Here is an 18,580-nt window from a genome sequence, read left to right on the forward strand (position 1 = left end):
ATCTTCCATGCTTAAATTGATTATTCCCACGTTGGCCCTGTCATTGCCACTGACAGCCCTCGCGTGTGAACCCGCGCAAAAAGCCGAATGCCCGGGCGCCAATCTACAGGGACACAACCTGGCCGGCATGCAGCTCGATGGTATCAACCTGAGCAAAGCCAATCTGCGTTATGCCGATTTGCGCCATGCAGATCTGCGTGGTGCGAATCTTGAAGGCGCCGATCTTAGCCACGCGCTGCTCACACGGGCCAATCTGGAGAAGGCCAACCTGCGCGGTGCCAAACTGAATGAAGCCAATATGGTGGCCATTAGTGGCTGGGCCCTGTTTGCACAGGGGGCTCAATTCAAACAGGCACGGCTGGATGGGGCGGATCTGTCATTTGCCCGTCTTAGCAATGCCCGATTCGAACAGGCTACCCTCTATGCCGCCAATCTTGAAATGGCATGGATGACCAAAACCCGTTTTACAGGCAGCAATCTGCGTGATGCTGACCTGCAGGAAGCCAAGCTCAATAACGCCAACCTTGAAAACGCTGACCTGCGTGGAGCAAAACTCCGCTTTGCAACCTTTCAGAACACCTGGATGGAAGGCTGCACCGGCTGCCCCCACGACTGGATGACGCCTAAACACCCCATTGAGTAACCAGCCACATAACTGAAAGGCCGCTGCAACCTTCATCAGGTGCAGCGGCCATTATCACTTCAGAGAGCAGCCTGCCAGGGCAAGTGTAAAGCTCAAGGCAGCTCAGAGCAGCCCGGCTTGATCAAGCCACAGCGGATAGCCAGATGCACCAGCTCCGCAGTCGATCCGACCTCCAGTTTGCTCTTCAAAAGCGCACTGTGATTGGACACCGTTTTGGCACTGATACAGAGCTGGTCCGCAATGTGTTTCGGTGTAAGGCCTCGCGCCAGCATGACAAAGATCTCAAACTCACGCTGTGTCATGTTGGCCAGCCGAGGATCGCCGCCGCCCTTGCCCTGCATCGCCAGTCGCGTTGCCAGCTCATGCTCCACATAGGGCTGCCCTTGCACCACACGCTTAACAGCGTCCAGCAGAATTTCGGGCGAACTGCTCTTGGTGATATACCCCAGCGCGCCAGCATCCAGGGCCTGCTTAACCATCGGTAGCTCATCATACATGCTGAAGAACAGTACTTTTGCCGATGCATCCCGCTCCAGAATACGTTTGGCCGTTTCGATCCCACTGATATCGGGCAGGTTGATATCCAATATCACCAGGTCGGGCCGCTGTTGCAGCCAAAGCGCAAAACCATCGTGGCCACAGCCAGCCTCGATGATCTCGCACCGTTCCAGCATGGCTTCCAGCAAACTGGCATAGCCCTGACGTACAACCGCATGATCATCAGTCAGCAGAATTTTCATCACTGTGCGCCCCCAGGCAACGGAAGATCAAGTTTGAGCAGCAGGCCCTGCCCCACCGCCGAGGTTAATTCCAGACTGGCATTCATGTAACGAGCTCGCTCTTGCATTGAACGCAGACCCACACCAGGGCGCAGCTCGGCAGGCAGCCCCTGGCCATTGTCCTGCACACGTAAGCTCAGATGATCACCACAACGGATCAAACTGATACAGACTCGTGTTGCCTGAGCATGCCTTGCCACGTTATTCAACGCTTCCTGCAGTAACCGGTAAAGATGAGTCGCTGACTCCTCATCCGGCAACTCCGGCAGGGTTCTGAGCAGCAACTGGCACTCAATTCCACTGCTGCGCTGCCACTGCTCCGCCAGGCTGCGCAGAGACTCTTCCAGCCCCAACGGCTCGAGTATCACCGGATGCAGGCTGCGAATCAGGCGCCGAAAACCCTGCTGAATCTGCTCGCAATCGCGCACGATCAAGGGTGCCGTTTTGGCTACGATATCTGCCCGGTCCGACGCTTTACTCAGCAGATAGGCCTGGGCATGGATGCCAGTCAGGTATTGGCCCAGATCGTCATGCAGCTCACGAGCGAGGTAGCTGCGTTCCTTTTCCTGCAGCGCCATCAGCTCACGGGTCAGACGTCGGTTATCCGATTGCTCACGCTCCAGCACCTCGGCCATACGGTTGAAGTGATCGGCAAGACGTCGTACCTCCGGCACAGAGTAGTTGCCAAGGCGGGCATTGAATTGCCCATGCTGAATACGATCCAGAGCCTGCAGTATCTGAGCAACCGGGCGCATGCCACGGCTCACGCCCCAGCTGATTGCGGCAGACGACAGCAGCGCTGCACCGAAAAACAGCCAGAAAATCTGCAACGCCGATTCCCAGACCTCTTCCAACTCATCGGCGGGGTCTGCGATCAGAACCAGCACCTCCTGCTCATTGAGTGGAATGCGCCGCTCAAACAGTGGTTGATGCGCAGGCCAGACCAGTGCTGCAAACCAGTCCGGTGTGTCACCTCCCCCCCAGCTTTCGGGGGTCGGTGACACACCGGCAGGCAGTACCTGCAAATTCAGGTGCCTCAGTTCCACCTGCAGCAAAGAGTCCAGCTGCTCCGGATAGCGAACTGCCTGCATCAACAGTTGCTCTGCCATCCGCATGCCGGACGAAAGCTCGCGGCGAATATCAGAGCGTGCCTGATGCATCAGGGCATAGAGACTCAGCAGCAGGGCCAGTAAAAAGGCCGCTGCCACCAGCAGGTTCAGTCTGACGACGGCTCGCATGGCATTCAACTTCAGCGAACGCTGAAGACTCCTTCCATGCCCTTGCCTTCAAGCCCTTTCATGAAGAAGCGGTAATCACCAGGCTTGATCGGTACGAAGTAGATCTCGGCTTCGCCTGCCTGTTCAAACTCAAGCTCAGTTAGTGTTGTGGCTTTGATCTCGATATCACCCGCTTCCACCTTACGCAAAAAGATCGAAGTGAAAAATTCAGGTGCCTGCATGGCGTATTCCTTGAGTCCGCTGGACACCACTTTCAGGCGATAGGCCTGACCCGTTTCCAGCTCATAGCGTGTCTGGGACATGGCATAGTCGGTCACCTCACTCCCCAGTACCAGATCGGGCAAGGCTTCAGGGCGAGTTGTGAGATCACCGGCGGCATGGGTTGTCATAGCGGACAACGACAGCAGCGAGCCAACGAGGCAGGTTTTCAGTCTGGACATGGGTGTTTCCTGTGTTTGGCGTAATGGTTCACACCATGTTAGGCCCCACACTCAGGCGCAACATACTACTTCGGTACTGAATGTTTCGTACTTTCTGAATATTTCACCTGTCTCGCCTGCCCCCTAAGCTGGGTCCATAACAATGATAAAGACCTGAGCGTACATCATGAAATCACTGAACCGTCTGACGTTAACCGCCTGCATGGCCCTGCTGCCCTTCAGCCAGACAGCCGGTGCGAGCGCATTGGAGATTCAGATCGCCTACCTAGGCTTTGAGGCCGACCATGGCCCGGTGCTGTCCAATATTCTGCCAGAGCCAGCTGATGCCGGCCTGCGCGGTGCCGAGCTGGGCATCAGTGACAGCAATTCAACAGGCCGTTTCCTGAAACATCAGTACAGTCTGCATAGTCTCAGCAGTCCGGACTCAGCCAGCCTGATAGCCCATGCCCAGACGCTGTACGATCAGGGTCTGAGGCTGTTTATACTCAACCTTAATGCGGATCAGCTGCGCCAGATTGCAACACAGTTGCCCGATGATGCCGTCCTGATCAATGCTGGCAGCTCAGACAATGAGCTGCGCAGCAACGCCTGCATACCCGGCATGCTGCACACTCTTCCATCACGCGCCATGCTGACCGACGCACTGGGACAGTGGCTGGCATCAAGGCGCTGGAGTCGATGGCTGCTACTGGAAGGCAACCAGCCTGAAGACAAGGCCTATGCCGACTCATTGCAGCGCAGCGCCGATCGCTTCGGTGCAAAAGTCATTGAGCGCAAGAGCTGGGACTACGACACTGATCTGCGCCGGACCGCCCAGAAGGAACTTCCGCCTTTCACTCAGACCCGTGAATATGACGTTGTTCTGGTGGCCGATGAACGCGGTGATTTCGGTGAATATGTCCCCTACAACACCTGGTACCCAAGGCCGGTCGCAGGCACTCAGGGCATGAGCCCGGTCGCCTGGCACAAGGTGGTTGAGGCCTGGGGTGCCGCCCAGTTGCACAGCCGCTTTGAAAAACAGGCCGGTCGCTGGATGAACAGCCATGACTATGCCAGCTGGGCCGGCGTACGCACCTTTGCCGAAGCGGTTACCCAGACCAGCAGTACCGATCCCGCCACACTAAAGGCCTTTATTCTGTCACCCGAATTTCAGCTCGGTGCATTCAAGGGGCGCAAGTTGTCCTACCGCCCCTGGAGCGGCCAGCTGCGGCAGCCCATTCCGCTGGTCCACCCACGCGCGCTGGTTTCACAATCACCGCAGGAAGGGTTTCTGCACCCGGTCACAGACCTGGACACCCTTGGCTATGACGCCAGCGAAAGTAAGTGTCAGGTTCAATAATAACGAAGGAGTTTAACGGCCATGCGTATTCCGTTCATCAAGGCAGCACTGGTTTCAGCCATGCTGGCCACCCCGTTGGCACACGCGGCAACAGCGATTGTTTCCAATGAAAAGGATGACACATTGTCATTCATTGACCTGAAAACCCTGGAAGTGACCGACACGGTATCGGTGGGGCAACGTCCACGAGGTATTATTCTGTCAAAGGACAAGTCCCGTCTTTACATCTGCGCCAGCGACTCCGATACCGTGCAGGTGATGGATCTGGCCAGTCGCAAAATTATCGCCAACTTGCCATCGGGCGAAGACCCGGAGCAGTTCTCCTTGCACCCGGATGATCGTCGCCTGTATATCGCCAATGAAGACGATGCGCTGGTAACCGTGGTTAACACCGAGTCGCATGAGGTGCTGGCACAGATTGAGGTTGGGGTCGAGCCCGAAGGCATGGCCGTCAGTCCTGATGGGCGTTGGGCGGTCAATACCAGTGAAACCACCAGCATGTTGCACTGGATTGATACCGAAACCCATGAACTGGTCGACAATACGCTGGTGGATCAGCGCCCTCGCCATGTTGAATTTACCCGCGATGGCAGCATGCTGTGGGCGTCCGCCGAGATCGGTGGAACCGTTTCGATCATTGATGTGGCAAGCCGTGAAATCATCAAGAAGCTGAACTTCCAGATTCGGGGTATCCATCCCGACAAGATTCAGCCTGTCGGCGTCAAGCTGTCAGCGGATGGCCGTTTTGCCTTTGTCGCTCTGGGCCCTGCCAACCATGTTGCGGTCGTGGATACGTCCAGCTACGAGGTGCTGGACTATGTGCTGGTCGGGCGCCGGGTCTGGCACATGGAGTTCACACCTGATCAGAAATACCTGCTGACCACCAATGGTGTCAGTGGTGATGTCTCGGTGATTGATATCGATAAGATGAAAGTGATCAAGTCAATCAAAGTGGGACGCTACCCCTGGGGTGTGGTCACACTGGAGTGATGAGCCGATGAGTATCGAGGCACAGGATATCAGCTTTCGCTACGGCCACCGCCTGGCACTGGACAATATCAGCTTCAGGCTTGAACCGGGGCGCTTCAACGCCCTGCTTGGCCCCAACGGCGCAGGCAAGAGTACGCTCTATGCCCTGCTGACTCGATTGTTTGCCCTGCAGCAGGGTGAAATTCGCATCGATGGGCTGGCGCTGAGGCAACAGCCTCGGGCTCTCATGCAGCGAATCGGGGTTGTGTTTCAGCACAGTACGCTGGATCAGGACCTGAGTGTATTGCAGAACCTGGAGTACCATGGTGCCCTGCACGGACTGTCGACACGCCAGGTGCGTACCGCTGCAGCCCCACTGCTGGAGCGACTGCAGCTGAGTGATCGCCTGCATGACAGTATTCGCAGCCTCAATGGCGGTCATCGGCGCCGGGTTGAAATCGCCCGTGCCCTGTTGCATGAGCCCTCGGTACTGCTGCTGGATGAAGCGTCAGTCGGTCTCGACACCGCTTCTCGGCAGGCGATCAACCGCCACGTGCGCGAGCTGTGCGCAGGCAAGAACCTGACCGTACTCTGGGCCACTCATCTGATTGAAGAGATCGAGCAGGACGATCCGGTACTGATTCTGCATAAGGGACAGATACTCGCCGACAACATTGCCTCTGCGATCTGCTCCGAACATCATTGCCCCTCACTGGCAAAGGCGTTCGAGCGGATTACCGGGCTTGAGGAGCCAACGGCATGCCATTGAAAGCCTACCTGATCTGTTTTAAGGGCGTGCTGAAGCGGGAGTTTTTGCGCTTTGTTCATCAACGTACCCGTTTTCTCAGTGCCTTGATCCGCCCTCTGCTGTGGCTGGTGGTCTTTGCTGCCGGTTTCAGGGCAGCGCTCGGGGTATCGATCATCCCCCCCTACCAGACCTATATCACCTACGAAACCTACATCCTGCCAGGGCTGTGTTGCATGATTCTGCTGTTCAACGGCATGCAGGGGTCACTGTCGATGGTCTATGACCGTGAGATGGGCAGCATGAAGGTGCTGCTGATGAGCCCATTGCCACGCGCCTGGCTCCTGTTTTGTAAACTGGTGTCCATTGCCCTGCTGTCGCTGGCACAGGTTTATGCCTTCATCGCACTTGGCTGGCTGGTGGGGGTGGAACCACCGCTTTGGGGGCTGGTCGCCGTACTGCCGGCGCTGCTGCTGACCGCCTTTCTGCTGGGGGCCATCGGCCTGTTTCTGTCCTCGCGAATTCGTCAGCTGGAAAACTTTGCCGGGGTGATGAATTTCGTGATTTTCCCAATGTTCTTCATGTCATCGGCACTGTATCCGCTGTGGAAGATGAGGGAGTCCAGTGAGTGGCTGTACTGGGTCTGCAGCTTCAATCCCTTTACCCACGCCGTCGAGCTGGTTCGGTTTGCACTCTATCTGGAACTGAACCAGACAGCCCTGCTGATAACACTGGCAACGACTGCCGTATTCACGCTTCTGGCACTGCTGGGCTTCAATCCTGAACGCATGGCCTCGAACACCAAGGGTAAGGGCTGATCCTTAACTGTCGGTGTCCAGCAGGTGACTCATCAGTGCCCGCAGTTTGCCCGGTTTGATCGGTTTGTTCAGCACCCGCACACCGGCATCACGAAACGCCTTGCGGGTCGGGTCACTGCGGTCGGCCGTCAACATGACAACCGGCACACAGGGCATCCCCTGCGCCTGCATCAGTGACAGCAGCTCGAGCCCGGTAGTCCCTTCTTCAAGATGATAATCCGCCAGAATCAGCTCCACATGGCAGGTCTGCAACCGTTCCATTGCAGCTTCAAGGTCGGGCGCCAGTACAACATCACAGCCCCATCCACCCAACAGCGCCTCCATGCTGGCGAGAATGGAATGGTCATTATCCAGTACCAGAATCTGGCGACCATTGAGCACATCCGAGGGGATCGCTGCAGGCCCACTGGCAGTCACGCCCAGCATTCCGCTACTGCCACAAACCAGCGGCACCGACAGCTCGAAACACGAGCCTGCCCCCAGTCTTGAGTTGAGATTGACAGGGTGCGCCAGCATCCGCGCGATACGATCCACAATCGCCAGCCCCAGGCCGACGCCGGCCTTGCGGCTGCGATGCTGACTCAAACGGCAGAATTCATCGAAGATCGCCTGTTGCTGGTCCTGCGGTATCCCGCCACCGGTATCCCATACCTGAATCAGCAGTCGATCCCCCCGTCGCCTGAACCCCAGCAGCACGCCACCTTCATCAGTGTAACGAAAGGCATTGCTGAGCAGGTTGCGCAGTATACGGGTCAGCAGTCTCAGGTCGCTGCTGATCCAGTGGCGTGAAGGGCGTGCGCGGAAGCTTAACCCGGCTTGTTGCGCAACGGGCTCAAACTCGGCCTGCAGCCCCTGCAACAGTCGCTCGACGGGAAAGCTCTGCAACTCTGGCTGTACCGCATTCTGATCCAGTCGTGAGATGTCCAGCAGATCGGTCAGCAGATGTTCGGCACCATCAAGCGCCAGATGCACCCGGTCGACCAGTTCCGATTCGCTCGTCGGCAGGCTGCGTTCCTGCAAGGCCGCTACCAGTAAACGGGCGGCATTCAGCGGCTGCAGCAGGTCGTGGCTGGCAGCGGCCAGGTACTTATCCTTGCTGAGGTTGGCCGCCTCTGCAGCCTCTTTGGCCAGCTGCATTTCGTGCTCGGCCTGCTGGCGAATACTGACCTCATGCCAGAGCCGATCATTGAGACTGACCAGCTCACGGGTGCGCTCACCGACGCGTTGTTCCAGCTCTTCGTTGAGTGTTCTCATCCGCTGCTGCACGCGCTTGCGTTCGGTAATGTCGGCCACAAAAGCTTCAATAATGGCGCCATCCGACTCCTGTCGCAGCAGGATATTCATCGAAACCTCTACTGGGCTGCCATCAGTTCGACGCAGGCGGGTTTCATACAGAAACAACTGGCCGGTCTGCGTCAGCTGTTGGCAGATGCGGTCAAGCTCTTGCGGGTCGAACAGCAGATCATCTGCCAGATTGACCTTATGTTCCATCTGCACCGGGTCCGAGTAGCCACAGATACGCGCCAGCGCACGGTTGGAACGGGTCAGACTGCCATCAAGCTCGGCCTGAAAGATGCCATGCAGGGCATTCTCGAACAGCCACTTGTAGCGGTTGCGCTCCGCTTCCAGCTCTTCAACCTTATTCAGTAGTTCGGGGTAATAACTCTTGCGCGCTGAATGGCCACCAAGACCAATCAGGTCTTCAAACGTAAGACCACTCTCGTCAGAGGGCTTCTTCATACACGGCCTCAACATCACGCCGGTTGGACTTGCGCGGGTTGGTCAGAATACAGGGGTCTTTCAGTGCGTTCTCGCTTAACCAGGGAATATCGGTCAGATGCACTCCCTGCTCGGCCAGCTTTTGATACAGGCCAACTTCACGCTTGAGTGAGATCACGTGCTGCATCAAGCGACGCTTGACCTGAGACTGGCTCAAACCACGCGTATCGATCCCCATGGTTTCTGCGACAATACGGAAGCGGTCCGTGGCGGCATCATAGTTAAAGTCGATTACGTGCTCCAGCAACATGGCGTTGCAGAGGCCATGAGGCAGGTCCAGATAGCCGCCCAGGCTGTGTGACATCGCGTGCACAGCGCCCAGTATCGCATTGGAAAACGCCAGACCTGCCTTCATTGATCCCAGCATTACCTGTTCACGCAGGTGGCTGTCATCAGGCTGTTCTACCAATAGCGCCAGATGACCGTTGATCAGCCGGATGGCATCCAGTGCATGCATATCAGTCAGCGCACCACTGCCGGTGGATACAAACGCTTCAATGGCATGTACCAGTGCATCCACGCCGGTGCAGGCGGTCAGGAAGGCATCCATGGTGCGGGTGGTATCAGGGTCAATCAGCGCCACATCCGGCACCACGGATTTGCTGACGATGGAGAACTTGAAGCGCTCCTGTTGATTGGAAATGATCGCGAACTGTGACACATCCGCTGAAGTACCGGCGGTGGTGGGGATGAAGATCAGCGGCGGAATCGGGCTCTGAATGCGGTCGATCCCCTCAAACTCAAGAATGCTGCGGCCATGGGCACTGACAATGCCGATCCCTTTGGCGCAGTCCATCGGGCTGCCGCCGCCAACGGCGACAATCACGTTACAGCCCTGCTCGGCATAGATTTCGGCACCGCGCATCACCTGCTCAACCCGTGGGTTGGGGGATACCTCGGTGAAACGAACACAGCCGATACCCTGTTCAAGCAACAGAGACTCGATTTCAGCCACCCAGCCCGCCTGTTCAACGCCGGGGTCAGACACCAGCAGTACCTTGCGTGCGCCAAAGGTAACCGCGTAGTTGGCAACGGTCTTGCGAGCACCACTGCCAAAAATAATCTCGGGTGAAACAAACTTGCGAAGGCGGGAAATTTCACTCATGGGCGTGACCTGTTGCCGCACCGGTCAAACCGGTGTCTGATAATTATTATGTAATCGCGCCATTATACCCACCTGAGCGGGTACAGGTAGTGTACAAACGGCTACAAAAAAACCACAAAATTGCACAAACTGTCATGTCCCTACAACTTTCGCATTAAGTACCATAGTGGCCAATAATTCTCGCCAAGGCAGCAGATCAATGCTGCCACAATTGCAGGATAATTGTTGCCATGGAACAGTCATCTCCCCTTTATCAACATGTCGTGATTGTCGGCGGCGGCGCCGGCGGGCTTGAGCTTGCAACCCGCTTGGCCCGCAAGTACAGCCGCAAGGGCCTCAAGGTCACGCTCGTGGACCGTGAGCCAACGCATATCTGGAAGCCTCTGCTGCATGAAGTGGCAACTGGGTCGCTGGATGCCGGCCTCGATGAGTTGAGCTACAACGCTCAGGGCCGCAGCGCCGGTTTCAAATTTCAGATTGGCCAGATGCAGTCACTGGATCGAGAGCAGCGTTGCATTCACCTTGCCCCTGTGTGCGGGCAGGATGGCCAGATGATTCTGCCCGGCCGCGAGCTGTATTACGACTACCTGGTGATGGCCGTAGGCAGCGTAACCAACGATTTTGGCGTCGAGGGCGTGGCCGACCACTGTACCTTTCTCGACAGCCGTGAACAGGCCGAGCAGTTTCGCCATACACTGCTTGAGTCATGGCTCAAGACCAGCAACACGCCGAATGCACGCCTGCGCATCGCGATTGTCGGCGCCGGTGCCACCGGTGTTGAGCTGTCGGCCGAACTGTTCAATACCGCACGCGAACTCAGCGCCTATGGTCTGTCAAAACTGGACAGGCAGCGGCTGGAAGTGATTCTGGTTGAAGCAGGCCCGAGCATACTCCCGGCCTTGCCGCCCCGAATCTCTTCGGCAGCCCGTCATGAACTGGAAAAACTGGGAGTCAGTGTCCGCGAAAACACCAAGGTTGCTTCTGTAAACGAGAAGGGGCTGGTCACCGATACCGGTGAAGTGATCGAGGCGGAGCTGAAAGTCTGGGCCGCCGGTATCCGCGCACCGGACTTCATGCAGTCGCTGGACGGGCTGGAGTGCAATCGCCTCAATCAGCTGGTGGTGCAGCCGGATCTTCGTACCACCGAGGACAAGCGCATTTTTGCCCTCGGTGACTGCGCTGCCTGTGCACGTACGGACGGCAACGGCAATGTGCCGCCCCGTGCTCAGGCAGCGCACCAGATGGCCAGCTTTCTGTATCGCCACTTCCGCAAAATTCTGCGTGAAGAGGCCCTGCCGGCCTATGAGTACAAGGACTATGGCTCGCTGGTATCGCTCAGCCGATTCAGCACCGTCGGCAGCCTGATGGGCAACCTGTCCAAGGGCAGCCTTATGGTTGAAGGACGCCTTGCGCGGCTGGTCTATGTCTCGCTCTACCGGCTGCACCAGCTGGCAATACACGGTTACATCAAAACGTTTCTGATCACGCTGGTTGATCGCATCAACCGGGTGATCCGTCCCAGACTCAAGCTGCACTGAGCGAGAGGGAGCCATCAGCACTGAGCCTTGCCGACCATTGGTCGGCTTTTTTTATCTCGGGCAAACCGAAATTTCTGCTACGCTTAACAACGGTTGTTAACGGATTCGGATCACAACGCTCATGCTGACACCTTCCTTGACCCGCCCGTTGGTGATGGCTGTTTTCATTGCAGATGCCTACTCGTTGGCACTGTATTGGATATACGACCACGACCTGCTGGACCGTGAGCCGGTCGATCCGGATCAGCTACACGCACCCTTGAGCCACTGGCACGGCAACAAGCAGGCAGGAGATCTGACCCATTATGGTGATCAGGCCTGGCACCTTTATCAGTTTCTGCAGCAACACAACCAGTTCAACGCTGTGGCCTACCGCAATAGCTGGGCTCGCTTCATGCGGCATTACACCGGCTATATCGACAAGGCCAGTGCCATGACGCTGCAGAATATCAGTCAGGGAATTGAGCCCGCCGGCTCTGAATCCACAGAGCTGTCGGTCACTGGCCGGGTCGTGTGCCTACTGCCCTTTGTCAGTAACAAGCACGCCTTTCTGGAGCAGGCCCAGGCCCTGGCTGCCATAACACACAACTCACCCTCAACACTGGCGACAACCGAGTATCTGGCACGTGTTCTGCTGGACTGCCTGGGCGGCATTCCCGCTGAGGAAGCACTGGAGCGAGAGCTTCACAGCCTGCCCCCTGCGCTGCAACAGCTGGTGGCAATGGGACGTGATTCAGCGGCCGACGACACACGTCAGGCGCTGCGCCGGTTTGGCATCGCCTGTGATTTGCAGCACGGGTTGCCCGGTGTTGCTCACCTGCTGTGCCGTTACCGTTCTGTGCCTGAGATGTTGCAGCAAAATGCCCTGGCCGGTGGTGACTCCAGTGCCCGCGCGATGATTACAGCCGCCATCATGACAGCACAGGCAGAATCACCTGAACTGCCGCAACACTGGTTACCCCGCTGCTGGCCAGAGACGGCCATCTGATTATTCTGAAAATTCGAAAATTTCAGAATAATGTCAACAAATTACAACAGTATTACAGTTGATCAGTTGAAACCCTACCCCCAGGTGTTTATGATCCACGCCTTTGTTTTATCCGCACCAAACCATTCCCATGATTTTTGTCACAGGTTGACTACTTTTAAGTAAGCGACCTATTGATCTGAGGCAGACCAGCTACTCGCCAAAGTTGCAACTGGCAACTAGGGCAGGCAGGTACAGATACCATCCGGAGTGATTGGTCGACCCTGTAAAACACCGGGAGCTGCACCGCCATGAGAAACAATCTTCCTGTCACGCAAAAAGAACGGCGTTTCGGCAGCGATGAAAAATTGATTTCCACGACCGACCTCGATGGCAACATTACCCACTGCAACGATGTGTTCGTGAATATCAGCGGCTACTCACGTGAAGAGTTGATCGGCCAGCCACACAATATGGTGCGCCACCCCGATATGCCCGAAGCCGCCTTCAAGGTCCTCTGGGACACCATCAGAGCAGGCAAGCCCTGGATGGGATTGGTCAAGAACCGCTGCAAGAACGGCGATCATTACTGGGTGAACGCCTACGTCACGCCCATTACCGAGCATGGAAAGGTTATCGGCTTCGAGTCGGTACGCGTCTGCCCGGAGAGAGCGGATGTTGCTCGTGCTGAAAAGATCTACGGCCTGATCAATCGCGGCAAGTCGATCAGCAAATTCAGCATTCCCTGGGACTGGGTCATTTTTGTTGTGGCGCTGGTTTTAGCCGGCGTACTGGGCAATCAGGTTTCCCCTCTGCTGGGTGGAGCGCTTTTTGCTGTGGTCGCCGCAGCTCTATTGGCCAATCAACAGATACAGCGCCAGCGTCGCCTGAATCGATTGCTCAACATGATGCCATCTGCCTTCAAGCACCCGGTCGCGACAGCAACCTACACCGACAGCATTGGCAGCTTCGGTGATCTTGAAGTGGCTATCAAGAGCGAACAGTCGCACCTGGACACCGTACTCACCCGCATTGATGACGCAGCCCTCAGCGTAGCCGACAAGGCCCGCAGCGGGCTGGAGATGTCGCAGGAATCCTGTGCTGCCATGCGCCGCCAGCAGGAAGAGACCGAAAAGGTGGCCGCCGCCATGCACCAGATGGCCTCCACCATCGCCGAGGTCTCCGGCCATGTGCAGGAAACCGCATCACAGGCTGAGCGTTCCAATACCACAGCAGTGAAAGGGCGTGAACTGGCCAGCACCACGAGTCAGTCGATCGCCCACCTGAGCCAGACGGTTAACCATATCGCTTCCTCGGTCCAGGATCTGGTTGAACAGACCGGCAAGATTGCCGATGCCGCCCGCATCATTGAAGAGATCGCAGACCAGACCAACCTGCTGGCACTCAATGCCGCCATCGAAGCGGCTCGCGCCGGCGAGCACGGTCGTGGCTTTGCCGTGGTCGCCGATGAGGTCCGCCAGTTGGCCATGCGAACGCAGGCGTCTACTCGCGATATTCATCAGATTGTTGATGAGCTCGGCTCTCGTGCCGATCATGCCATAAAGGCTGCGCATGAAGGGCAGGACGAAGCCGATGCCGGCCTTGCGCAGGTGCAGGAAGCCGAGCAGATGCTGAACGAGATCTCCGGAATGATGAGCACCATCGCCAACATGTCGATGCAGATGGCCGCTGCCGTTGAAGAGCAGGCCCAGGTCTCTGAAGGGGTCAACGCTCAGGTTGCCAGCATTTCGGCACTTTCAAGCGAAAGTCTGTTCAAGGCCGAAGAGGCCGCGGGCACCACCCGTGAACTGCAGTCGGTATCCGCTGACATGCATGAGCTGGTCAGCGGTTTCAAACGCTAAACCAGAATCATCACCACACAGGCAGCGGTCAACAGCCCCATCACTGCGTTGAACCGCTGCCAATGGCGAGGCGTGCTCAACAGCCGCCCAAGTGCAACACCAAACCCGGCCCAGAGGGAAATGGCCGGGATATTCACCAGCGCCATAACCGCAATCAGTACCAGAGCTGACGCCACGAAGGCATCCCCTGCCAGCGTGAATGAAGCCACCCCCGAGATCGACATAATCCATGCTTTCGGATTGGCGAACTGAAAGGCTGCTGCCTGCCACAGTCGCAGCGGCCTGCGCTCCGCAGCGCAATCCACCTCAGGTGCGGGAGCCGTCGCGATACGCCAGGCCAGCCAGAGCAGATAAACGCTGCCTACTACCTTTAGCGCCAGCTGCATCGACGGCCAACGCTCAAACATTGCTCCCAGCCCCATGGCCACTGCTGCCATCAGCCCCATACACCCCAGTGTGATACCCATTATGTGCGGCACCGTGCGGCGAAACCCAAAGTTCGCACCCGATGCCGTCAGCATCATGTTGTTGGGTCCTGGTGTCACTGACATGCTGAACGCAAACAGCATGGCAGGCCCCAGCAGCCCGGTCAGTTCCACGGCTTCCTGTGTCATCACTAACGCCTCGATTGTATGGGTACAATTACATGATTTTGATTCAATTATTCTCATTGAATCCATACAATGCACGTTAGACCCTTGCATTTATGCGAGCAATGTTTACTTTGTCACCTATACAATCAATTGTACCCCTGACAAATGGAGCCCGTATGGACCTGCATGAGCGCGCCCGCGCCCGATGCCACTGGCTGCCCGACCTGACAGGCCGGACCGGCGCACGTTACCAGGTACTGGTCGATCAGCTGGCGGCCGATATCGCCAGCGGCCAACTCAAGCCGGGTGATCGCCTTCCACCGCAACGCCTGCTGGCTGATGCACTTGAGGTCACCATCGGTACCATCACGCGTGCCTATCGTGAAGCCGAGCGCCGTGGCTTGGTTGAAGCACGCGTGGGCAGTGGCACGCGAGTGAAGGGAACGACCGAACAACCGCCTGACTTTCACCATCTTTCGCGCGCCGGCCATGACAGCATTGATCTGTCACTGAGCATCCCGATTCCCAATCCGCTGCGGCAGCAACAGCTGGCCACCATTTTGCAACAGATTGCCAGCTTGCCCACAGCTATCGAATCCGCCCTTACCTATCAGCCTGAACAAGGCAGTCCGTTGCAGCGTGAGCAACTCTGCCAATGGCTCAACGCTCAGGGGCTTATGCTGCTGCCTGAAGAGGTCATCCTCACCGAGGGCGGGCAACATGCTGACTTTCTGGCTTTACAGGCATTGATAAAACCGGGTGAAGCGGTGGCCTCTGCTGCCCTCACCTACCCAGGCATGATCGCGGCGGCACGTCAGCTTGGGCTGAAACACATCCCTGTACCCATGGATCGGGAGGGCATACGGCCCGAGGCCCTGGAGCGGCTGTGCCAGCAGCAGCGCATCCGCCTGCTCTACCTGATGCCCGAGTACAACAATCCCACTGGCCTGAGCATGAGCCAGCAGCGACGTGAGGCCATCGTCGAGGTCGCACGACGCCATGACATGCTGCTACTGGAAGACGGTGTGCAATTTGTTACCCCTGACTTGAGAGGAACGCCGTTGTTTGAACTGGCACCTGAGCGAGCACTTTACATCTTCAGTGCATCCAAGTTGCTGTCAGGAGGTCTGCGATTCGGTGCATTGCGTGCTCCTTCCAATTTGATGCCCCAGCTACGGGTAGCATTGCGTGCACAATGCTGGTCATCACCGGGGCTGATGGGAGCCGTCACCTGTCAGTGGCTGGCAAAGGGACATGCCGACCCGCTGCTGCACTGGCACTGGGATGAAGTACGGACACGCCAGAAACTGCTGCATGAGGTATTGGGGCAGTACAACCTGAGCTCCCACCCCTGTGGTTTTCATGGTTGGCTCCAGCTGCCGGAACCCTGGCGTGCGGCCGATTTTGTCAAACTTGCCGATAGCAGAGGTGTTACGCTGATTGCCGCAGAACCTTTTTGTGTCGGCACTCAGCCCGCTCCTCAGGCTGTGCGCATCTGCGTAACGCCCCCTGCCAGCCGTGAGCGGCTGCAGGAAGGACTGGAACGGCTTGCACAACTGCTTCATGACGAACCTCCGCTGATGCCCCCGCTGCTGTAAATGCAGAGTCGATATCAGCTGTTATACTGAACCTGTTCTGACAAGGAGGGATACAATGATGAGTGTTGAAGTGAGCGGCCTGTTCGGCCTTATCGTTCTGGTACTCAACGTCATGGCCATCGTGAAAACCATCCAGAGCCCTGCCACCACCATGGCAAAGGTGGTCTGGATTGTCGTGATTCTGCTGCTGCCTGTGCTTGGCCTGATTCTGTGGTTCTTGCTTGGACCCAGGGGCTGAAACGGTTCTGACGTTCATTCAGGACCTCAACCTTCAACAGAAGAGGTACTGCACCGCCTTAGCGGTACAGCACCTCTGGCAGGATAAGCGCAATGGACGGGATGAAGATAATCAGCATCAGGCGCACGATATCCGCCATCCAGAAGGGTGTCACGCCCTTGAATATAGTCCCTGTTTTGATATCCCGCAGCACTGCACTGAGCACAAATACGTTCATGCCCACCGGAGGCGTGATAAGACTGATCTCGGTCACAACAACCACGACGATGCCGAACCACACCAGGTCGTAGCCAAGCGAAGCAACAACCGGATAGAACACCGGCACCGTCAGCAGCATCATCGACAGGCTCTCGAACACCATGCCCAGCACGATGTAGATCCCCATGATGGCAAAGATCACCACGATTGGCGCAACGTCCATGGAGGTCACGAAGTTCAGCAACATGTCCGGCAGACCCGCACGGTTGATGAAGTCGGAGAAGATCAATGCACCGATCACCACCGCGAACAGCATCGCCGAGGTGCGGGCTGTATCCGCCAGAGTGTCGAACAGGGTCGACAGTGTCAGGCGGCCTCGGAACAGGGTGATCAGGAAGGCACCACCGGCACCAATGCCAGCCGCTTCGGTCGGGGTGAACACACCCAGATAAATGCCGCCCATCACCACAGTGAACAGAATCAGAACACCCCAGACGCCTCTCAGCGCGACCAGTCGTTCAGACCACGGGGTCTTTTCACCGGCAGGGCCGGCTTTGGGGTTGCGCCATACGACATAGCGTACCGCTGCCAAGTACAGCAGAATACCCAGGAAGCCGGGAATAAAGCCGGCCGCAAACAGTTCACGGATGGAGGACTCCGTCAGCAGGCCGTAGATCACCAGAATTACGCTGGGCGGAATCAAAATACCCAGTGTGCCACCTGCCGCAATGGAGGCTGCCGCCAGCGAGTCTGCATAGCCATACTTGCGCATCGGCGGCATCGCCACCTTGGACATGGTGGCCGAGGTTGCCAGACTGGAACCACAGATGGCGGAGAAACCACCGCAGGCCACGATGGTCGCCATCGACAAACCACCCTTGCGATGCCCCAGAAACGCATGGGAAACCCGATACAACTCATGCGACAAGCCAGAACGTGTTACCAGGTTGCCCATCAGAATGAACAGCGGAATCACCGACAGGCTGTATTCCTGTACGGTGTCGATCACGCGGTTGGAGGCCATCGACAGCGGGCCAGTCCAGCGGAAGCTGTCCAGATTGCCAAACTCCAGCCCCATCAAGGCCGAAAAACCAAAAAAACCGACCAGACCCATGGCAAATGCGATTGGCATCCGCACCACAATGATCAGAAAAAGCAGAACGGCAAAGCCGATCAAGATAACTGACATAATTCTACCCGTACCGGTTCTGGTTAGTGTTTATCCTGGAACAGGATGCGATACACGCCATAGGTGATCATGCCGAACGCGGTGGCCCAGCTCATCACGGCGATGTACATCACCACGTAACCGCTGGGCATCCCCAGAAACTCGGTCACGACTCCACGCCCAATCGAACGCTCACCCAGTTCGAAAATGCGCCAGGCCAGAAAATACAGTGAAGAGGACATCACCAACGCGGCAAACAGCGCCAGCACCTTTACAATCACCGATCCCAGAAAGCGATCCAGCAGATCGACCACAATGTGGCCCCCGCGCCAGGTCACTACCGGCATTGCAGCGAACACCATCACCGCCAAACCGATCTCGGTCAGCTCGGTACCGCCGTGCAGCGGGCTGTTGAATACATAACGACCAACCACGTCGACACAGGTCAACGCCATCAGAATAAACAGCACAACAGACGCTACGACCTCAAGAAAAAAAGCCAGCCACAAGGCCGGCCCCTTCTCGTCGTAGTGCTTTTTTAACCATGCACTGAATGACATCCA

The 18,580-nt window shown here is 57.1% G+C and carries 18 protein-coding genes; 10 read left to right on the plus strand and 8 right to left on the minus strand.

Going from position 1 to position 18,580, the window contains the following annotated elements; all coding sequences use genetic code 11:
• Window positions 1-7: 7 nt before the first annotated feature.
• Window positions 8-643: a pentapeptide repeat-containing protein gene (locus tag CFI10_RS09925; protein WP_091823892.1), complete on the plus strand. Its 636-nt coding sequence runs from the start codon at window positions 8-10 to the stop codon at window positions 641-643.
• Window positions 644-735: 92 nt separating this feature from the next.
• Here CFI10_RS09925 and CFI10_RS09930 read toward each other — a convergent pair whose 3' ends face one another.
• The 3 genes from CFI10_RS09930 to CFI10_RS09940 are packed head-to-tail and all read right to left on the minus strand — an operon-like array spanning window position 736 to window position 3,100.
• Window positions 736-1,383 (minus strand): response regulator, encoded by a 648-nt coding sequence (locus CFI10_RS09930; RefSeq protein WP_091823890.1) that lies wholly within the window; start codon window positions 1,381-1,383, stop codon window positions 736-738.
• Window positions 1,383-2,660 carry a sensor histidine kinase gene (locus tag CFI10_RS09935; RefSeq protein WP_206834275.1) on the minus strand — a complete coding sequence of 426 codons (1,278 nt, stop codon included), beginning with the start codon at window positions 2,658-2,660 and terminating at the stop codon, window positions 1,383-1,385. Before CFI10_RS09935 ends, CFI10_RS09930 begins: the two co-directional genes overlap by 1 nt.
• Window positions 2,661-2,671: 11 nt before the next feature.
• Window positions 2,672-3,100, minus strand: a complete 429-nt coding sequence (locus tag CFI10_RS09940) for a cupredoxin domain-containing protein (protein WP_091823884.1) — start codon at window positions 3,098-3,100, stop codon at window positions 2,672-2,674.
• A gap of 166 nt (window positions 3,101-3,266) precedes the next feature.
• Here CFI10_RS09940 and CFI10_RS09945 point away from each other — a divergent pair, with 166 nt between their 5' ends.
• Genes CFI10_RS09945 through CFI10_RS09960 form a run of 4 tightly spaced genes read left to right on the plus strand, consistent with a single transcriptional unit; the run spans window position 3,267 to window position 6,971 of the window.
• Window positions 3,267-4,439, plus strand: a complete 1,173-nt coding sequence (locus tag CFI10_RS09945) for an ABC transporter substrate-binding protein (protein WP_206834277.1) — start codon at window positions 3,267-3,269, stop codon at window positions 4,437-4,439.
• Between the two features lie 21 nt (window positions 4,440-4,460).
• Window positions 4,461-5,429, plus strand: coding sequence for a YVTN family beta-propeller repeat protein (locus tag CFI10_RS09950; RefSeq protein ID WP_206834279.1), 969 nt, complete (start codon window positions 4,461-4,463; stop codon window positions 5,427-5,429).
• Window positions 5,430-5,436: 7 nt separating this feature from the next.
• Entirely contained in the window at window positions 5,437-6,177 is a 741-nt protein-coding gene (locus CFI10_RS09955) for an ABC transporter ATP-binding protein (protein ID WP_206834281.1), read from the plus strand.
• Window positions 6,168-6,971 carry an ABC transporter permease gene (locus tag CFI10_RS09960; RefSeq protein WP_242529948.1) on the plus strand — a complete coding sequence of 268 codons (804 nt, stop codon included), beginning with the start codon at window positions 6,168-6,170 and terminating at the stop codon, window positions 6,969-6,971. Before CFI10_RS09955 ends, CFI10_RS09960 begins: the two co-directional genes overlap by 10 nt.
• A 3-nt stretch (window positions 6,972-6,974) precedes the next feature.
• Here CFI10_RS09960 and CFI10_RS09965 read toward each other — a convergent pair whose 3' ends face one another.
• Both CFI10_RS09965 and ercA read right to left on the minus strand, forming a co-directional pair.
• On the minus strand, window positions 6,975-8,711 hold the full coding sequence (locus CFI10_RS09965) for a PAS domain-containing hybrid sensor histidine kinase/response regulator (protein ID WP_206834283.1): 1,737 nt from the start codon (window positions 8,709-8,711) through the stop codon (window positions 6,975-6,977).
• The gene (gene ercA / locus CFI10_RS09970; protein WP_206834285.1) at window positions 8,695-9,855 is read right to left on the minus strand and encodes an alcohol dehydrogenase-like regulatory protein ErcA; all 1,161 of its coding nucleotides are present in this window, start codon (window positions 9,853-9,855) and stop codon (window positions 8,695-8,697) included. Before ercA ends, CFI10_RS09965 begins: the two co-directional genes overlap by 17 nt.
• Window positions 9,856-10,085: 230 nt before the next feature.
• On the opposite strand from ercA, the gene CFI10_RS09975 reads away from it, so the two are divergent.
• From CFI10_RS09975 to CFI10_RS09985, 3 genes are all read left to right on the plus strand, one after another.
• Window positions 10,086-11,393, plus strand: coding sequence for an NAD(P)/FAD-dependent oxidoreductase (locus tag CFI10_RS09975; RefSeq protein ID WP_206834287.1), 1,308 nt, complete (start codon window positions 10,086-10,088; stop codon window positions 11,391-11,393).
• A gap of 121 nt (window positions 11,394-11,514) precedes the next feature.
• Window positions 11,515-12,381 carry an ADP-ribosylglycohydrolase family protein gene (locus CFI10_RS09980; RefSeq protein ID WP_206834289.1) on the plus strand — a complete coding sequence of 289 codons (867 nt, stop codon included), beginning with the start codon at window positions 11,515-11,517 and terminating at the stop codon, window positions 12,379-12,381.
• Window positions 12,382-12,671: 290 nt separating this feature from the next.
• Window positions 12,672-14,222 carry a methyl-accepting chemotaxis protein gene (locus tag CFI10_RS09985; RefSeq protein ID WP_206834291.1) on the plus strand — a complete coding sequence of 517 codons (1,551 nt, stop codon included), beginning with the start codon at window positions 12,672-12,674 and terminating at the stop codon, window positions 14,220-14,222.
• On the opposite strand, the gene CFI10_RS09990 is transcribed toward CFI10_RS09985, so the two are convergent.
• Window positions 14,219-14,836 (minus strand): LysE family translocator, encoded by a 618-nt coding sequence (locus CFI10_RS09990; protein ID WP_206834293.1) that lies wholly within the window; start codon window positions 14,834-14,836, stop codon window positions 14,219-14,221. The genes CFI10_RS09985 and CFI10_RS09990 overlap by 4 nt on opposite strands.
• A gap of 155 nt (window positions 14,837-14,991) precedes the next feature.
• Between CFI10_RS09990 and CFI10_RS09995 the strand changes: the two genes are divergently transcribed.
• Both CFI10_RS09995 and CFI10_RS10000 read left to right on the plus strand, forming a co-directional pair.
• On the plus strand, window positions 14,992-16,413 hold the full coding sequence (locus tag CFI10_RS09995) for an aminotransferase-like domain-containing protein (protein ID WP_206834295.1): 1,422 nt from the start codon (window positions 14,992-14,994) through the stop codon (window positions 16,411-16,413).
• A gap of 55 nt (window positions 16,414-16,468) precedes the next feature.
• On the plus strand, window positions 16,469-16,651 hold the full coding sequence (locus tag CFI10_RS10000; protein ID WP_422730689.1) for a PLDc N-terminal domain-containing protein: 183 nt from the start codon (window positions 16,469-16,471) through the stop codon (window positions 16,649-16,651).
• Between the two features lie 58 nt (window positions 16,652-16,709).
• Here CFI10_RS10000 and CFI10_RS10005 read toward each other — a convergent pair whose 3' ends face one another.
• Both CFI10_RS10005 and CFI10_RS10010 read right to left on the minus strand, forming a co-directional pair.
• Window positions 16,710-18,038: a TRAP transporter large permease gene (locus CFI10_RS10005; protein ID WP_206834298.1), complete on the minus strand. Its 1,329-nt coding sequence runs from the start codon at window positions 18,036-18,038 to the stop codon at window positions 16,710-16,712.
• 23 nt (window positions 18,039-18,061) lie between these two features.
• Complete coding sequence (locus tag CFI10_RS10010) at window positions 18,062-18,577, minus strand: TRAP transporter small permease (RefSeq protein WP_206834300.1); 516 nt, start codon at window positions 18,575-18,577, stop codon at window positions 18,062-18,064.
• Between the last annotated feature and the right edge of the window lie 3 nt (window positions 18,578-18,580).

This window comes from Marinobacterium iners (assembly GCF_017310015.1).
GTDB classification, from domain to species: Bacteria; Pseudomonadota; Gammaproteobacteria; order Pseudomonadales; family Balneatricaceae; genus Marinobacterium; species Marinobacterium iners.

Excerpts from the sequence above, each read along its gene's own strand:
- CFI10_RS09925 (WP_091823892.1), top strand. The coding sequence starts at position 8 with ATGCTTAAATTGATTATTCCCACGTTGGCCCTGTCATTGCCACTGACA.
- CFI10_RS09930 (WP_091823890.1), bottom strand. The coding sequence starts at position 1,383 with ATGAAAATTCTGCTGACTGATGATCATGCGGTTGTACGTCAGGGCTAT.
- CFI10_RS09935 (WP_206834275.1), bottom strand. The coding sequence starts at position 2,660 with ATGCGAGCCGTCGTCAGACTGAACCTGCTGGTGGCAGCGGCCTTTTTA.
- CFI10_RS09940 (WP_091823884.1), bottom strand. The coding sequence starts at position 3,100 with ATGTCCAGACTGAAAACCTGCCTCGTTGGCTCGCTGCTGTCGTTGTCC.
- CFI10_RS09945 (WP_206834277.1), top strand. The coding sequence starts at position 3,267 with ATGAAATCACTGAACCGTCTGACGTTAACCGCCTGCATGGCCCTGCTG.
- CFI10_RS09950 (WP_206834279.1), top strand. The coding sequence starts at position 4,461 with ATGCGTATTCCGTTCATCAAGGCAGCACTGGTTTCAGCCATGCTGGCC.
- CFI10_RS09955 (WP_206834281.1), top strand. The coding sequence starts at position 5,437 with ATGAGTATCGAGGCACAGGATATCAGCTTTCGCTACGGCCACCGCCTG.
- CFI10_RS09960 (WP_242529948.1), top strand. The coding sequence starts at position 6,168 with ATGCCATTGAAAGCCTACCTGATCTGTTTTAAGGGCGTGCTGAAGCGG.
- CFI10_RS09965 (WP_206834283.1), bottom strand. The coding sequence starts at position 8,711 with ATGAAGAAGCCCTCTGACGAGAGTGGTCTTACGTTTGAAGACCTGATT.
- ercA (WP_206834285.1), bottom strand. The coding sequence starts at position 9,855 with ATGAGTGAAATTTCCCGCCTTCGCAAGTTTGTTTCACCCGAGATTATT.
- CFI10_RS09975 (WP_206834287.1), top strand. The coding sequence starts at position 10,086 with ATGGAACAGTCATCTCCCCTTTATCAACATGTCGTGATTGTCGGCGGC.
- CFI10_RS09980 (WP_206834289.1), top strand. The coding sequence starts at position 11,515 with ATGCTGACACCTTCCTTGACCCGCCCGTTGGTGATGGCTGTTTTCATT.
- CFI10_RS09985 (WP_206834291.1), top strand. The coding sequence starts at position 12,672 with ATGAGAAACAATCTTCCTGTCACGCAAAAAGAACGGCGTTTCGGCAGC.
- CFI10_RS09990 (WP_206834293.1), bottom strand. The coding sequence starts at position 14,836 with ATGACACAGGAAGCCGTGGAACTGACCGGGCTGCTGGGGCCTGCCATG.
- CFI10_RS09995 (WP_206834295.1), top strand. The coding sequence starts at position 14,992 with ATGGACCTGCATGAGCGCGCCCGCGCCCGATGCCACTGGCTGCCCGAC.
- CFI10_RS10000 (WP_422730689.1), top strand. The coding sequence starts at position 16,469 with ATGATGAGTGTTGAAGTGAGCGGCCTGTTCGGCCTTATCGTTCTGGTA.
- CFI10_RS10005 (WP_206834298.1), bottom strand. The coding sequence starts at position 18,038 with ATGTCAGTTATCTTGATCGGCTTTGCCGTTCTGCTTTTTCTGATCATT.
- CFI10_RS10010 (WP_206834300.1), bottom strand. The coding sequence starts at position 18,577 with ATGTCATTCAGTGCATGGTTAAAAAAGCACTACGACGAGAAGGGGCCG.